This window comes from Kitasatospora sp. NPDC096077 (assembly GCF_040303245.1).
Classification (GTDB): Bacteria; Actinomycetota; Actinomycetes; order Streptomycetales; family Streptomycetaceae; genus Kitasatospora.
The window spans coordinates 25244-39928 of sequence record NZ_JBEOSV010000009.1; the positions used below are offsets into that span (position 1 = coordinate 25244).

The following is a 14685-nucleotide window of genomic DNA, read 5'->3' on the forward strand; positions in this document are numbered from 1 at the left end:
GCAGGTGGTGGTGCAGGTGAGGGTGGTGCGCACCACTGCGGGAACCCCGGCGTGGGCAGGGCAGCGGGTGGGGGTCCCGGGGCGGCGGGGAAGACGTCACCGCCCCGGGAAGTGTGACTCGTTGGTGCCGTTCCGGCTCGAACTCCCGGTGTCAGCCGGGCTGTTCGGTGGTCAGGTGCTCGGGTCGGACCGGGATCCGGTTGAGCGCGAGACCGGTGGCGTTGCGGATCGCCGCCACGATCGAGGGGGTCGCCGACACGGTCGGCGCCTCGCCGACGCCGCGCAGCCCGTACGGGGCGTGCGGGTCGGGCAGTTCGAGGACGTCCACCGGGATCGGCGGGGTGTCCAGGATGGTGGGGATCAGGTAGTCGGTGAAGGAGGCGTTGCGCACCTTCCCGTCCCGGACGATGATCTCCTCCATCACCGCGAGCCCGAGCGCCTGGGTGCAGCCGCCCTGGATCTGGCCGACCACGGAGAGCGGGTTGAGCGCCTTGCCGACGTCCTGGACGGCGGTGAGCTCGACCACCTTGACCAGGCCCAGTTCGACGTCCACGTCCACCACCGCGCGGTTGGCGCAGAAGGTGTACTGGACGTGGCCGAAGCCCTGTCCGGTCTCCTTGTCGAAGGCCTGGGTGGGCCGGTGGTGGTGCTCGCGGGTGAGGTCGATGGCCTCGTCGCCGAGCAGGTCCACCATGGGCACGAGGACCCCGGCGCTCTCCGAGACGACCTTGCCGCCGGCCAGCGTGATGTCCTTGTGGGTCCAGCCGTACCGCCGCCGACCCTTCTCGATCAGCTCCCGCGCGACGGCCTCCGCGGCCAGCTTCACCGCGCCGCCGGTCATGTACGTCTGGCGCGAGGCGGAGGTCGAACCGGCCGATCCCACCTCGGTGTTGGCCGGGTGGATGGTGACCTGTTCGACGCCCAGCTCGGTGCGGGCGATCTGGGCGTGCACGGTGACGCCGCCCTGGCCGACCTCGGCCATCGCGGTGTGCACCATGGCGACCGGCTCGCCGCCGATCACCTCCAGCCGCACCCGGGCGGTGGAGTAGTCGTCGAAGCCCTCGGAGAAGCCGACGTTCTTGATGCCGACCGAGTAGCCGATCCCGCGCACGATGCCCTCGCCGTGCGAGGTGTTGGACAGCGCGCCGGGCAGCGCCCGGACGTCCAGGTGCTCGGTGTCCAGCGGCGGCGGCAGCGGCATCTCCTTGGCCCGGCGCAGCAGTTCGGCCACCGGCGCGGGCGAGTCGATCTGCTGGCCGGTGGGCATGAAGTCGCCCTCCGACATCGCGTTCAGCTGCCGCAACTCGACCGGGTCCATGCCGAGTTCGGCGGCCAGCTTGTCCATCTGGGACTCGTAGCCGAAGGCCGCCTGGACGGCTCCGAAGCCGCGCATCGCCCCGCAGGACGGGTTGTTGCTGTACAGCGCGACGGCGTGCATCTTCACGTTCGGGATCACGTACGGCCCGTGGCCGAGCGAGGCCGCGTTGCCGACCACGGCGGGGGAGGCGGAGGCGTAGGCGCCGCCGTCCAGCACGATCCGGCAGTCGGCGAAGACCAGCTTGCCGTCCCGGGTGGCGCCGTGCTCGTAGTGCATCCGGGCCGGGTGGCGGTGGACGTGGCCGTAGAAGGACTCGTCCCGGGAGTAGACGATCTTGACCGGCTTGCCGGTGTGCAGGGCCAGCAGGCAGGCGTGGATCTGCATCGAGATGTCCTCGCGGCCGCCGAAGGCGCCGCCCACGCCGGCCAGCGTGAGCCGGACCTTCTCCTCGGGCAGGTCCAGCACCGGGGCCATCTGCTCGCGGTCCACGTGCAGCCACTGGGTGGCGATGTAGAGGTCGATGCCGCCGTCCTCGGCGGGCACCGCCAGGCCGGACTCCGGGCCGAGGAAGGCCTGGTCCTGCATGCCGACCTCGTAGTCGCCGCTGACGACGACGTCCGCCAGCGCCCGCACCTCGTCGGTCACGCCGAGGCCGGAGACCAGCTTCTGCTCGTGGCAGATGTTGCCGTACGCGTGCGACTTGTACTCGTGCGGCTCGTGCACATAGCCGTGGGTCTCCGGGTCGAGGCACTGCTCCTCGGTGACGATCGGGGTGAGCACCTCGTACTCGACCTTGATCTTCTTCACCGCGCGCCGGGCCGTCTCCGGGTGGTCGGCGGCGACCAGCGCGATCGCCTCGCCGTGGTACCGGATCTTGTCGATCGCCAGGGCCGGCTGGTCCTGGATCTCCAGGCCGTAGTACTTGGCGCCGGGGATGTCCTCGTGGGTCAGCACCGCATAGACGCCGGGCACCTTGAGCGCCTCGGAGATGTCCACCGAGAGGATGTTGGCCCGGGGGTGCGGCGAGCGCAGCGCCATGCCCCAGAGCATGTCCTCGTGCCACAGGTCGGAGGAGTAGGCGAACTCGCCCCTGACCTTCAGGTTGCCGTCCGGGCGCAGCGGCGAGCCGCCGATGCCGTCCTTGGAGGCCTGGTTGATGTTCTGCAGGTTCTTCTGGCCCTGGATGGTACGGGTGGTCATGCCGACGCCCCCTTGCCCGAGCACTTGCGGGCGGAGGCGAGCCGCACCGCGTCCATGATCTTCTCGTAGCCGGTGCAGCGGCACAGGTTGCCCGACAGCGCCTCGCGGATGTCGTTGTCGCTCGGCTGGGCGTCCTTCTCCAGCAGGGCGTCGGTCTGCACCAGCAGCCCCGGGGTGCAGAAGCCGCACTGGACGGCGCCGGCGTCGACGAACGCCTGCTGGACCAGGCCCAGCTCGCCGTCCTCCTCGGCCAGGCCCTCGACCGTGCGCACCTCGCGGTCCTGCACCTGTCCGGCCGCGACCAGGCAGGAGCAGACCGGCACGCCGTCCAGGTAGACGGTGCAGGAGCCGCACTCGCCCTGCTCGCAGGCGTTCTTCGAACCGGGCAGGCCGACGCGCTCGCGCAGCACGTAGAGCAGGCTCTCGCCCTCCCACACGTCGTCGGCCTCGACCGGCTTGCCGTTGGCGGTGAACGTGACCCTCATGCCGCGCTCCTGATCTGCTTGCTGTAGTCGTTCCAACACCAGGTGAGGGTGCGGCGGGCCATCACGGCGAGCGAGTGGCGCCGGTAGTCGGCGGTGCCGCGGACGTCGTCGATGGGGGAGGCGGCGGCCTTCACCAGCTCGCCGAAGCGCTGGATCACCTCGGTGCCCAGCAGTTCCCCGGACTCCCAGAGCCCGCGCTCGGCGAGCACTCCCCGCAGGTACTCCTCGGCCTCGACGGCGCGGCGCGGCGTGGGGGCGGCCGAACCGATCCCGGTGCCGACGGTGCCGTCCTTCGGGTGCAGCGCGAAGCCGAACGCGCAGACCGCGATCACCATCGCGTTGCGGGTGCCGATCTTCGAGAACTGCTGGGGGCCGTCCGCGACCGGGATGCGCACGGCCCGGATCAGCTCGTCGGCCTCCAGGCTGTTGCGCTTGACCCCGACGTAGAACTCGTCGATCGGGATCAGCCGGGTACCGCGCACCGAGGCCGCCTCGACGAACACGTCCCGGCCGGCCGCCAGCAGCGCGGGGTGGGCGTCACCGGCCGGAGAGGCGCCGCCGAGGTTGCCCCCGACGCCGCCGCGGTTGCGGATCTGCGGCGAGCCGACGGTGTGCGCCGCCAGCGCGAGCCCGGGCAGCGGGCCGGACAGCTCGTCGATGATCCGGGCGTACGGGACGGAGGCGCCGAGCCGGACGACGCTGCCGTCGTTCGTCCATTCGGTGAGCTCGGTGACGCGGTTCAGGTCGAGAATCGCGGATGGCCGGTGCACGTCGAAGTTCAGCTCGACCATGACGTCCGTGCCGCCCGCGATGGGCAGCGCGGTCGGGTACTCAGCCTTCGCCGCGAGAGCCTCGTCCCAGGTGGCGGGCCGAAGGAACTCCATGCGGGTTTCTCCTCAAGTCTTCGCCGACCGGGTGTCCGGCGGCGTGTCGCCCAGTGAACCCCTGTGACGCGGCCCACTGGCAGTCACCGATGGCATGAAGCCCCGGCTGTGAGCCCGCCCGGCATCCTGTACGTTCCTCTAAGCAGGAGAATCCCGCAGCCCAGGTGTTCGCCGAGTGCTACCTACGACCGTAATCCGGCCGTGATTGCCGGGCTACGGGCCCGTGACCCGGCGGTCCGCTGGTACGTAACGCCGAGCACGGATGTTCGGGCACACTGTCACCCCCACCCCCTCGATCCGGCCGCCGACGCTCGGCCCGGCCGCCGTTCCGACGCTCTGTTCCACCCTCTGTGCCAACCCATGTACCAACCCCTGTTCCAGCCCCCGTAAGGAGTCCGCGGATGCGTGTCCGTGACCTGCTCGCCCCCGGTGCCCCCCGACTGCGCCTGCTCGCGGCCGAGGAGGAGCTGGACCGGCAGGTCAGCGGCGTGATGACCACGGACCTGCACGACCCCGGGCGCTACCTGCACGGCGGCGAGCTGGTGCTCACCGGGATGCTCTGGCGCGGCGGCCCCGCCGACTCCGAGCGGTTCGTCCGCACCATCGCGGCCGGCGGCGCGGTCGCCCTGGCGGCCGGCGAGGCCGAGGTCGGCCCGGTGCCCGAGGATCTGGTCGAGGCCTGCCGCCGGCACCGGATGCCGCTGCTGGCCGTCCCCGACGACATCGCCTTCGGCACCGTCACCGAGTTCATCGGCCGTCAGGTCTCCGCCGACCGCGCGGCCGACCTCGCCGCCCTGGTCGACCGGCACCGGCTGCTGGTCTCGGCGGCCGGCGGCGGCGGACTGGACGCCGTACTGGACCTGCTCGGCGGCGACCTCGACCTGGACTGCTGGGTGCTCACCCCGACCGGCGGGGTGATCGCCGGCCCGGCCGACCGGCTCACCGCCGAGGACCGCGACCAGCTGGTCCGCGCCCACCTGGCCGCCCAGCGCCAGCGCCGCCGACCCCCGCACCGGGCCCGACTGGCGGGCGGCGCCTACTCGTTGCTGTCCGCCGCGGCCTCCGCCGAGCACGAGGCACCGCTGGCGGACTGGGTGCTCGCGGTCGCCGGCGACGTCACCGAGTGGACCACCAAGCGCCAGCAACTCGCCGAGAACCTGGCCCGGCTGGTCGCCGCCGAGCGCCACCGCCGGGACGAGGGCCGGCGACTGCGCCGCCGGCTGGCCGACGAACTGCTCGCCCTGCTGCGCCGGGACGCCGACCCGGCCGAGATCAGCCGCACCCTGTACGCCTCCTCGGCGATGGCCGCCCGCTACGAGAGCCCCGAGCCCAAGTCCCAGTCCCAGGACGCCTCCTGGTTGGTGCTCAGCGCCGAGGGAACCGGCCTGCCGGAGGGCACGGTGCGGGCGGTCCTGGAGGAGGCGCTCGGCGGCACCACCGACCGCGCCCTGGTCGCCGGGGCGGGGCACGGCGCCGTGGTGGTGCTGCCCGCGATGGACAGCCCGGTGCCCGCCGACACCCTGCGCGAGCTGCTCGCCCCGCTGGAGGCCGGGCTCGGCTCGGAGGGCCGGATCACCCTCGGCGTCTCCGCCCCCGCCTCCGAGGCGGGCGGTCTGCGCGGCGCCCTGGAGGAGGCCCGGCACGCCCGCCGGATCGCCGCCGCCCGGGTCGGCCGGGTCTGCGTGGCCGGTCCCGAGGAGCTGGCCTCGCACGTGCTGCTGCTGGCCGCCGTCCCGGACGAGGTCCGCCGGGCCTTCCGCAGCCGGCTGCTGGACAAGGTGATCGCGTACGACATCGAGCACCAGGCGGACCTGGTCCGCACCCTGGAGGCCTTCCTGCGCTCGGACGGCTCCTGGACCCGCTGCGCCGGGCAGCTGCACGTCCACGTCAACACCCTGCGCTACCGGATCGGCCGGATCGAGGAGCTGACCGGCCGGGACCTCTCCCGGCTGGAGGACCGGGTGGACTTCTACCTGGCGCTGGAACTGGCCTGAGCGTCGGCCGGGAATGCGGGGGACCGGGGGTCGGGAAGGCCGGGAGCCTTCGCCGGCCCGCCCGGAATCCGCCTGATCGGTTCCTGTCAGTTCCGGTCGATTCCTGGCAATCCGCTGACAGTGACCGGACACAGAAGATCAGAAACGGCTGAGGGCCCGCCGCGAACGTTCGCGGCGGGCCCTCAGCTGTGTCCGGCGGTCGGCTACTGCGCCGGGATGATCGTGGTCAGCCACTCGAAGGCGCTCGGGACCATCCGCTTCCACATGTCGGTGGTGTGCGGACCGGTGCTCTCCTCGACCTGGACCTTGGTCGGCTCCTTGGCCGCGGCGGCGATCGCCTGGCCGTCCTCGTAGCCGTCCCCCTTGGCGCCGCTGACCAGCAGGGCGACCTTCGGCGGCTGCTGGGCGGACTTGAGGATGTTGACCGGGTTGTTCTCGGTGCGCAGCTTCGGGTCCTTGCCGACCAGCGAGTCCGGCTCGGACCCCGGGTCGTTGTAGCCGGACATCGCGATGCCGGCCCGGTAGCGGTTGGGGTGGGCCAGCGACAGCTTGGCCGCGCAGTGGGCGCCGGCCGAGTAGCCGGCGATCGCCCAGCGGTCGGAGGACGGGTCGGCGCGGAAGTTGTCGAGCACCATCTGCGGGACGTCCCGGGTGATCCAGGCGTCGGCGTTGATCTTGCCGGGGATGTCGGTGCAGCCCGCGTCCTGGTGGTTGCCCAGCAGCAGGGTGCGCGGCGAGACCAGGATGAAGGGCGCGACCTTGCCCTGCTGCATCAGCGGCTTGAGCTGCTCGGAGACCTTGAGGGTGCCGTACCAGGTGGAGGAGGAGCCCGGGTAGCCGGGGATCAGCTCGACCACCGGGAACTTCTTGTCCTTGAACGCCGGGTCGTTGTACTGCGGCGGCAGCCAGACCAGCACCTCGCCGTCGACGCCGGACACCTGGCCCTTGAGGTCGGTCTTCTGGACGTCGCCCGGCACCGCCGGGTCGTTCACCCCGCCGAACTTCTGCAGCACCTTGGGCGGCTGCTTGGCGGCGTCGCCCGAGCCGTCCTTGGCGTTGCCGGCCGGGTCCACCGGCGCCACCGAGGGCACCGCGCGGACGTGGTCACCGGTGCCGAGCAGGTCGTCCCAGTTGCCGTAGATCAGGTTCGCGTTGTTCACCATCACGAAGACCATCAGCACGGCCGTGACCTGGCAGAACATGATCATGACGATCCGGGACAGGGTGCGCACCGGCTGGGGGCCGCGCACCTTCCCCCAGAACAGCAGCGCCACTGTGATGGACACCGGCACCAGGATGACGGTGAGGATGAAGAATGGCGTACCTGTCAGTTCCATCAAGTTCTCGTATCCGGATCGCTCGCCGCCCGGGCCCCGCTCGCCCGAACGCACGTCAATGGCATCAGACGGCGCGAACCGATGATCGGTTGCCGTCCGAATCTGTGCGGAACCTGAGAGGAACATCACGTTTCCGAGCTGTTCCTGCTTCGGGTCGGCGCCTAGTCTGTCACCCGGACGGCGGTGCTCCGGACCAGATGTTCAGCGAACTTCCAGGAAGGTCCCCCGGGGCACCTTACCTCCCGCGCCGATCGCGCTGCCGGGCGAGGCGGTGCGATCCCGCGCGGCCGGGCCAGAGAGACTAGGGGGATGAGCACAACCCGCTTTCGCCCGTCCCGCCGCTTCTGGCCCGTGTGCGCCGTCCTGGCCATCGCGGTCACCGCGGCCGGTTGCAGCAGTACCGGAGGCAGACGCGCCGAGGAGGCCCGCGCCAAGGCCGCGGCCGCCGGTGGCAGCGCCGTCACCACCCCGCGCTGGAAGGTCGCCATGGTGACCCACGCCGGAGCCGGCGACGCCTTCTGGGACAGCGTGCGCAAGGGCGCCGAGCAGGCCGCCGCCAAGGACAACATCACCTTCCTGTACTCCAACGACGCGCAGACCCAGAACCAGGTCCAGCTGGTCCAGGCCGCCATCGACCAGAAGGTCGACGGCCTGCTGGTCACCCTCGCCAAGGGCGACGCGATGGCCGACGTCCTCGGCAAGGCCAAGGCGGCCGGCATCCCCGTCATCACGATCAACTCCGGTCAGGAGTACTCCGCCAAGTTCGGCGCCCTGACCCACATCGGTCAGGACGAGTCCTCGGCCGGTCAGGCGGCCGGCGCCGAGCTGGCCTCGCGCGGCCGGAAGAACGTGCTCTGCGTGATCCACGAGCAGGGCAACGTCGGCCAGGAGGAGCGCTGCTCCGGCGCCCAGTCCAAGGCCGGCGGCGGTTTCCAGGTCCTCTACGTCAACGGCGTCGACATGCCGGACGCCCGGGCGGCGATCTCCGCCAAGCTCCAGGCCGACACCTCCATCGACACCGTCCTCACCCTCTCCGGCCCGATGGCCGCCACCGGGCTGCAGGCCGTCCAGGACGCCCACCGCAACGTGGAGCTGGACACCTTCGACCTGGGACCGCAGGTGGTGGCCGGGCTCAAGTCCGGCAGCGTCGGCTTCGCCGTCGACCAGCAGCCGTACCTCCAGGGCTACGAGGGCGTCGACCTGCTGTGGCTGTACAAGTCCAACCTGGACATGCTCGGCGGCGGCAAGCCCGTCGCGACCGGCCCGCAGATCCTCACCAAGGACAACGCCGACGCGCTCGCCGAGTACGTGGCGAGGGGGACCAGGTGAGCAGTCCGACCACCCCGGACCTGCTCGTCCAGGACCGTCCGGCCGCCCTGCGGCGCCTCCTCGCCCGCCCCGAGCTCGGCTCGCTGATCGCCGCCGTCGCGGTGTTCGCGGTGTTCGCCGCCGTCGCCGAGCCCTTCCTGCGGGTCTCCTCGCTGGGCACCGTGCTCTACGCGGCGTCCACCATCGGGATCATGGCCGTACCGGTCTCGCTGCTGATGATCGGCGGCGAGTTCGACCTGTCGGCCGGCGTGCTGGTCACCACCGCCGCGCTGACCTCCTCGATGGTCTCGTACCAGTTCACCGCGGTCACCTGGGTCGGCGTGCTGGTCTCGCTGGCCACCACGCTGGCCATCGGCGGCTTCAACGGCTGGATGCTCGGCCGCACCAGGCTGCCCAGCTTCATCGTCACCCTGGGCACCTTCCTGATGCTGACCGGCGCCAACCTGGGCCTCACCAAGGCGATCTCCGGGACGGTCTCCACCAAGCCGATCTCCGACATGCAGGGCTTCGAGACCTGCCGCTGGCTGTTCGCCTCGGAGCTGAACATCGGCGGACTGGCGATCAAGGCCACCGTCTGGTGGTGGCTCGGCCTGCTGGTGGTCGGAAGCTGGGTGCTGCTGCGCACCCGCTTCGGCAACTGGATCTTCGCCGTCGGCGGCGACGCGGCCGCCGCCCGCGCGGTCGGCGTGCCGGTCGCCCGCACCAAGACGGTGCTCTACCTGGGCGTCGGCTTCGGGGCCTGGGTGCTCGGGCAGCACCTGCTGTTCTCCTTCGACACCGTGCAGTCCGGCGAGGGCGTCGGCAACGAGCTGATCTACATCGTCGCGGCGGTGATCGGCGGCTGCCTGATCACCGGCGGTTACGGCTCGGTGGCCGGCTCCGCGCTCGGCGCGCTGATCTTCGGCATGGCCAGCAAGGGGATCATCTACGCCCAGTGGAACCCGGACTGGTTCAAGTTCTTCCTCGGCGCGATGCTGCTGCTGGCCGCGCTGCTCAACGCCTACGTCAAGCGCCGGGCGGAACGGGGGCCGCGATGAACGACTCGGAACTCCTCTCGCTCCAGGGCGTCGGCAAGACCTACGGGACGGTCCGGGCGCTGCAGGACGTCTCGCTGACCCTCCGGGCCGGTGAGATCAGCTGCGTGCTCGGCGACAACGGGGCCGGCAAGTCCACCCTGATCAAGATCATCGCCGGGCTGCACCGGCACGACGAGGGCGTCTACACCATCGGCGGCGAGGAGGTCCGGCTGGACTCCCCGCGCCAGGCGCTGGACCGTGGCATCGCCACCGTCTACCAGGACCTCGCCGTCGTCCCGCTGATGCCGGTGTGGCGCAACTTCTTCCTCGGCTCCGAGCAGGGCATGCGCCGCTGGGGCGGCCTGCGGCTGGACGCCGACGGCATGCGCGCCACCACCCGCCGGGCGCTCGCCGAGATGGGCATCGACCTGCACGACGTCGACCGGCCGATCGGCACCCTCTCCGGCGGCCAGCGCCAGTGCGTGGCGATCGCCCGGGCCGTCCACTTCGGCGCCAAGGTGCTCATCCTGGACGAGCCGACCGCGGCGCTCGGCGTCAAGCAGTCCGGGGTGGTGCTCAAGTACGTCACCGCGGCCCGCGACGCCGGCCTCGGGGTCGTCCTGATCACCCACAACCCGCACCACGCCTACCTGGTCGGCGACCACTTCACGCTGCTGAAGCGGGGGCGGATGGCCGGCAGCCACCCGCGCGCCGAGATCAGCCTCGAACAGCTCACCACCGAGATGGCCGGCGGCTCCGACCTCGCCGAACTCTCGCACGAGCTGGCCCGTCCGAACCCCACCCCCTCCCGTGAGGAGCGTCCGCAGCCGTGACCAGCCCCCAAGGCAGCACTCGGCCGGCCGTCCTGCCCACCCTGCTCGGCCTCGGCCCGCGCGCCGAGCGCCGCCGCCGTGCCCTGCCCGCGGGGATACTGCGGCTGCCCACCATCGGCGTCGACATCGGCGGCACCAAGGTGGTCGCCGGGGTCGTCGACGGCGAGGGCAAGGTGCTGGAGAAGCTGCGCACCGACACCCCGCACAAGAGCAAGAGCGCCAAGGTCGTCGAGGACGTGATCGTCGAGCTGGTGCTCCAGCTCGCCGACCGGCACGACGTCCACGCGGTGGGCATCGGTGCGGCGGGCTGGGTCGACGCCGACCGCTCCCGGGTGCTCTTCGCCCCGCACCTCAACTGGCGCAACGAGCCGCTGCAGCAGGCGCTCAGCGAGCGGCTGCGCTTCCCGGTGATCGTGGAGAACGACGCCAACGCGGCCGCCTGGGCGGAGTGGCGCTTCGGCGCCGGGCGCGGCGAGGACCACATGGTGATGCTCACCCTGGGCACCGGCATCGGCGGCGCGGTCGTCCGGGACGGCTACGTCGACCGCGGCAAGTACGGCCTGGCGGGCGAGTTCGGGCACATGCAGGTGGTGCCCGGCGGCCACCGCTGCCCGTGCGGCAACCGCGGCTGCTGGGAGCAGTACTCCTCCGGCAACGCACTGGTGCGGGACGCGCGGGAGCTGGTCGCGGAGGAGTCCCCGGTGGTGCAGCAGCTGCTCGCCCGGGCCGGCGGCACGGTCGAGGGCATCACCGGACCGCTGGTCACCGAGGCCGCCCGGGAGGGCGACCCGACCGCGATCGAGCTGCTCTACGAGGTCGGCACCTGGCTCGGGGTCGGCATCGCCAACCTGGCCGCCGGCCTCGACCCGGGGCGCTTCGTGATCGGCGGCGGCGTCTCGGAGGCCGGCGACCTGCTGCTCGGCCCGGCCCGGGACACCTTCCGCCGCACCCTGACCGGCCGCGGCTTCCGGCCCGAGGCCACCATCGTCCACGCCGCCCTCGGCAACGAGGCGGGCCTGGTCGGCGCCGCGGACCTGGCGCGACAGGTCGCCCGGCGGTTCCGCACCATCAAGCGGCGGCGGGTGGAGCGCAGCGCGCCGTAGCCGGCGGGGTCGTACGGGCGGCGGGTGACACCGGTGACAGCCGACAGGTAACAGCTGACAACTTTCAGCGAACAGAGAACGTTATCTGTTCGCTGAAAGTTGTCAGCTGTTTTCTGTTTTCTGTTTCCCCTCCCGCCCCGGCCTTTGTCGCCCACCTGTCGCCACATCAACTACCCGTTGGTAATGGCAAGGTGTGGTTGTCGGATCATCCCTCCTGTGGAACAACTGATGAGTTGACGTCACATCAGGAGGACTCGGATGAGGGCCGTGACCCGTCTCGTACCATCCCTGCTGCTCGCCACCGCACTGGTCTGGGCCACCACCGGCCCCGCCGGGGCCGCGGCGCCGCCGGCGAAGACGCCGGAGGCGGTGGGCTGGGGCGGGGCGGTGGCATCGGTGGACGCCGACGCCACCGCCGCCGGGATCGAGGTGCTGCGCAAGGGCGGCAACGCGGTGGACGCGGCGGTGGCCGCCGCCGCGGCGCTCGGGGTGACCGAGCCGTACTCCTCCGGGGTCGGCGGCGGCGGGTACTTCGTCTACTACGACCACGCCACCGGTCGGGTGCACACCATCGACGGCCGCGAGACGGCCGGTCGCACCGCCGACAGCGGGCTGTTCCTGGAGGGCGGCAAGCCGCTGGCCTTCGCCGACGCCGTCACCAGCGGCCTGTCCGTCGGCGTCCCCGGCACCCCTGCCACCTGGGACTCCGCCCTGCGCCAGTGGGGCACCCGCTCGCTCGCGCAGAACCTCGAACCCGCCGAGCGGATCGCCGAGAACGGCTTCGTGGTCGACGCCACCTTCCGCGGCCAGACCTCCGACAACTACGCCCGGTTCAAGGACTTCCCGGCCACCGCCAAGCTCTACCTGCCGAACGGCAAGCTCCCCGAGGTCGGCTCCGTGCTGCGCAACCCCGACCTCGCCGCGACCTACAAGCTGCTCGCCAAGGACGGCGTGAAGGCCTTCTACCAGGGCGAGTTGGCGCAGGACATCGTCAACACCGTGCAGCACCCGCCGGTTGACCCGGCGGCCGGCCGCAACGCCCGCCCGGGGAAGGTCGACACCGCCGACCTGGCCGCCTACCAGGTCCGCCGCCAGGCGCCCACCCACGTCGCCTACCGCGACTACGACGTCTACTCGATGGCCCCGTCCAGCTCCGGCGGCACCACCGTCGGCGAGGCGCTGAACATCCTGGAGGACGGCGACCTCTCGACCTACAGCAGCACCCAGTACTACCACCACTTCCTGGAGGCCTCCCGGATCGCCTTCGCCGACCGCAACCGCTGGGTCGGCGACCCGGCCTTCGAGGACGTCCCCACCAAGCAGCTGCTCTCCGGGCGCTACGCCGCCTCCCGGGCCTGCCTGATCAGCCCCGACCACGCCCTCACCAGCCCGCTCGCCCCCGGCGACCCGCGCCACCCGGCCGACTGCGCCGACACCGGCCAGGCCGTCCCCGAGCCGTACGAGGGCCCCAACACCACCCACCTGACGGTGGCCGACCGCTGGGGCAACATCGTCTCCTACACCCTCACCATCGAGCAGACCGGCGGCAGCGGCATCACCGTCCCCGGCCGGGGCTTCCTGCTCAACAACGAGCTGACCGACTTCGACTTCACCCCGCTCGCCGCCGGCGTCCCCGACCCCAACCTGCCCGGCCCCGGCAAGCGGCCGCGCTCCTCGATGTCCCCGACCATCGTGCTGCGGGACGGCGAGCCGCTGCTGGCCACCGGCAGCCCCGGCGGGGCGACCATCGTCACCACCACCCTCCAGGTGCTGCTCGGCCGCCTCGACCGGGGGCTGAGCCTGGAGCAGGCCATCGCCGCGCCGCGCGCCAGCCAGCGCAACACCGCCGTCACCCAGGCCGAGCCGGGCTTCCTGGCGCTGCCGGAGCGGACCGCGCTGGAGGCCCTCGGGCACACGTTCGCCGACGGCGGCGAGATCGGTGCCGCCACCGGCGTGGAACGGCTGCCGGACGGCCGCTGGGTGGCCGCCGCGGAACCGGTGCGGCGCGGTGGCGGCTCGGCCGCGGTGGTCCGGCCCGCCGGCTGACGCCCCGCCGTCGGCGCCCCGGCCCGGGCGGCCCCGGCCCGGGCGGCCTCGGACCCCGGTGCCGCTCCGGCCCGGGCGCCGGTCGGGCCGGGTTGTCGGTGCCGGGCGGTATGTTCGGGGTGGGCCTCCCGCAGGGGCCCACCCCCGTCCGTACCGACCGAACCACCGGGAAGGCCGCCCGCCGTGACCGTCCGCATCGCCACCTGGAACATCAACTCCGTCACTGCGCGGCTGCCCAAGCTCCTGGAGTGGCTGGAGAGCGCCAAGCCCGACGTGCTCTGCCTCCAGGAGCTCAAGTGCGCGGCCGACGCCTTCCCGTACGAGCCGGTCCGCAAGCTCGGCTACGAGACGGCCGCGCACGGCACCGGCCGGTGGAACGGCGTCGCCATCGTCTCCCGGATCGGCCTGGACGACGTGGTGCGCGACCTGCCCGGCCAGCCCGGGTACCTCGCCGACGGCGCCCTGCTGCCCGACGTCGAGCCGCGTGCCATCGCCGCGACCTGCGGCCCGGCGCGGGTCTGGTCGGTCTACGTGCCCAACGGCCGCGAGGTCGACCACCCGCACTACCACTACAAGCTGGAGTGGCTGGAGGCGCTGCGCAAGGCCTCCGTCGAGGATGCGGCCGGCCCGCGCCCCTTCGCCGTACTCGGGGACTTCAACATCGCCCCCGCGGACGAGGACGTCTACGACGTCGCCGCCTTCGAGGGCCTCACCCACGTCACCCCGGTCGAGCGCGCCGCGCTGGAGGCCCTCGGCGAGATCGGTCTGCACGACGTGGTGCCGCGCCCGCTGAAGTACGACCGCCCCTACACCTACTGGGACTACCGCCAGCTGGCCTTCCCGAAGAACCGGGGCATGCGGATCGACCTCACGTACGCCAACAAGCCCTTCGCCGACGCCGTCACCGACAGCTACGTGGACCGCGAGGCCCGCAAGGGCAAGGGCACCTCGGACCACGCCCCGGTCGTGGTCGACCTCGACCTCTGAGTCACCACTGAGTCACCACTGGGGCGCCGCGGTCACCCGCGGTGACGGGCCGTCGCTCCAACGGTCCTGAGCGGTGGCCGGGCCCCGGAGGCCTGCCTACCGTCGGTGAATGACCGGGTGCAGTTGAAACACCACGTGGACATGGGAGTCCCC

11 protein-coding genes are annotated in these 14685 nt (G+C 72.1%); 7 read left to right on the forward strand and 4 right to left on the reverse strand.

Annotation, left to right across the window (positions count from 1 at the left end):
* Nucleotides 1–151 precede the first annotated feature (151 nt).
* Genes pucD through ABTZ03_RS11450 form a run of 3 tightly spaced genes read right to left on the reverse strand, consistent with a single transcriptional unit; the run spans nucleotide 152 to nucleotide 3887 of the window.
* The gene (gene pucD / locus ABTZ03_RS11440) at nucleotides 152–2518 is read right to left on the reverse strand and encodes a xanthine dehydrogenase subunit D (protein ID WP_350512683.1); all 2367 of its coding nucleotides are present in this window, start codon (nucleotides 2516–2518) and stop codon (nucleotides 152–154) included.
* Complete coding sequence (locus ABTZ03_RS11445) at nucleotides 2515–3003, reverse strand: (2Fe-2S)-binding protein (protein ID WP_350512684.1); 489 nt, start codon at nucleotides 3001–3003, stop codon at nucleotides 2515–2517. Before ABTZ03_RS11445 ends, pucD begins: the two co-directional genes overlap by 4 nt.
* Nucleotides 3000–3887, reverse strand: coding sequence for an FAD binding domain-containing protein (locus tag ABTZ03_RS11450; protein WP_350512685.1), 888 nt, complete (start codon nucleotides 3885–3887; stop codon nucleotides 3000–3002). The genes ABTZ03_RS11445 and ABTZ03_RS11450 overlap by 4 nt, the downstream gene beginning before the upstream one ends.
* Before the next feature lie 401 nt (nucleotides 3888–4288).
* Here ABTZ03_RS11450 and ABTZ03_RS11455 point away from each other — a divergent pair, with 401 nt between their 5' ends.
* The gene (locus tag ABTZ03_RS11455) at nucleotides 4289–5881 is read left to right on the forward strand and encodes a PucR family transcriptional regulator (RefSeq protein ID WP_350512686.1); all 1593 of its coding nucleotides are present in this window, start codon (nucleotides 4289–4291) and stop codon (nucleotides 5879–5881) included.
* Nucleotides 5882–6084: 203 nt separating this feature from the next.
* On the opposite strand, the gene ABTZ03_RS11460 is transcribed toward ABTZ03_RS11455, so the two are convergent.
* Nucleotides 6085–7167: an alpha/beta hydrolase gene (locus ABTZ03_RS11460; protein WP_350512687.1), complete on the reverse strand. Its 1083-nt coding sequence runs from the start codon at nucleotides 7165–7167 to the stop codon at nucleotides 6085–6087.
* A gap of 360 nt (nucleotides 7168–7527) precedes the next feature.
* On the opposite strand from ABTZ03_RS11460, the gene ABTZ03_RS11465 reads away from it, so the two are divergent.
* The 6 genes from ABTZ03_RS11465 to ABTZ03_RS11490 all read left to right on the forward strand — a co-directional run bounded on the left by ABTZ03_RS11465 (nucleotide 7528) and on the right by ABTZ03_RS11490 (nucleotide 14532).
* Nucleotides 7528–8547 (forward strand): substrate-binding domain-containing protein, encoded by a 1020-nt coding sequence (locus ABTZ03_RS11465; protein ID WP_350512688.1) that lies wholly within the window; start codon nucleotides 7528–7530, stop codon nucleotides 8545–8547.
* Complete coding sequence (locus ABTZ03_RS11470; RefSeq protein ID WP_350512689.1) at nucleotides 8544–9584, forward strand: ABC transporter permease; 1041 nt, start codon at nucleotides 8544–8546, stop codon at nucleotides 9582–9584. Before ABTZ03_RS11465 ends, ABTZ03_RS11470 begins: the two co-directional genes overlap by 4 nt.
* Nucleotides 9581–10396 carry an ATP-binding cassette domain-containing protein gene (locus ABTZ03_RS11475; RefSeq protein ID WP_350512690.1) on the forward strand — a complete coding sequence of 272 codons (816 nt, stop codon included), beginning with the start codon at nucleotides 9581–9583 and terminating at the stop codon, nucleotides 10394–10396. Before ABTZ03_RS11470 ends, ABTZ03_RS11475 begins: the two co-directional genes overlap by 4 nt.
* Nucleotides 10393–11499 (forward strand): ROK family glucokinase, encoded by a 1107-nt coding sequence (locus tag ABTZ03_RS11480; RefSeq protein ID WP_400918936.1) that lies wholly within the window; start codon nucleotides 10393–10395, stop codon nucleotides 11497–11499. The genes ABTZ03_RS11475 and ABTZ03_RS11480 overlap by 4 nt, the downstream gene beginning before the upstream one ends.
* A 258-nt stretch (nucleotides 11500–11757) precedes the next feature.
* On the forward strand, nucleotides 11758–13545 hold the full coding sequence (gene ggt / locus ABTZ03_RS11485; RefSeq protein WP_350512691.1) for a gamma-glutamyltransferase: 1788 nt from the start codon (nucleotides 11758–11760) through the stop codon (nucleotides 13543–13545).
* A gap of 183 nt (nucleotides 13546–13728) precedes the next feature.
* Complete coding sequence (locus tag ABTZ03_RS11490) at nucleotides 13729–14532, forward strand: exodeoxyribonuclease III (RefSeq protein WP_350512692.1); 804 nt, start codon at nucleotides 13729–13731, stop codon at nucleotides 14530–14532.
* Nucleotides 14533–14685 lie beyond the last annotated feature (153 nt).

Excerpts from the sequence above, each read along its gene's own strand:
- ggt (WP_350512691.1), top strand. The coding sequence starts at position 11,758 with ATGAGGGCCGTGACCCGTCTCGTACCATCCCTGCTGCTCGCCACCGCA.
- ABTZ03_RS11455 (WP_350512686.1), top strand. The coding sequence starts at position 4,289 with ATGCGTGTCCGTGACCTGCTCGCCCCCGGTGCCCCCCGACTGCGCCTG.
- ABTZ03_RS11475 (WP_350512690.1), top strand. The coding sequence starts at position 9,581 with ATGAACGACTCGGAACTCCTCTCGCTCCAGGGCGTCGGCAAGACCTAC.
- ABTZ03_RS11445 (WP_350512684.1), bottom strand. The coding sequence starts at position 3,003 with ATGAGGGTCACGTTCACCGCCAACGGCAAGCCGGTCGAGGCCGACGAC.
- pucD (WP_350512683.1), bottom strand. The coding sequence starts at position 2,518 with ATGACCACCCGTACCATCCAGGGCCAGAAGAACCTGCAGAACATCAAC.
- ABTZ03_RS11465 (WP_350512688.1), top strand. The coding sequence starts at position 7,528 with ATGAGCACAACCCGCTTTCGCCCGTCCCGCCGCTTCTGGCCCGTGTGC.
- ABTZ03_RS11450 (WP_350512685.1), bottom strand. The coding sequence starts at position 3,887 with ATGGAGTTCCTTCGGCCCGCCACCTGGGACGAGGCTCTCGCGGCGAAG.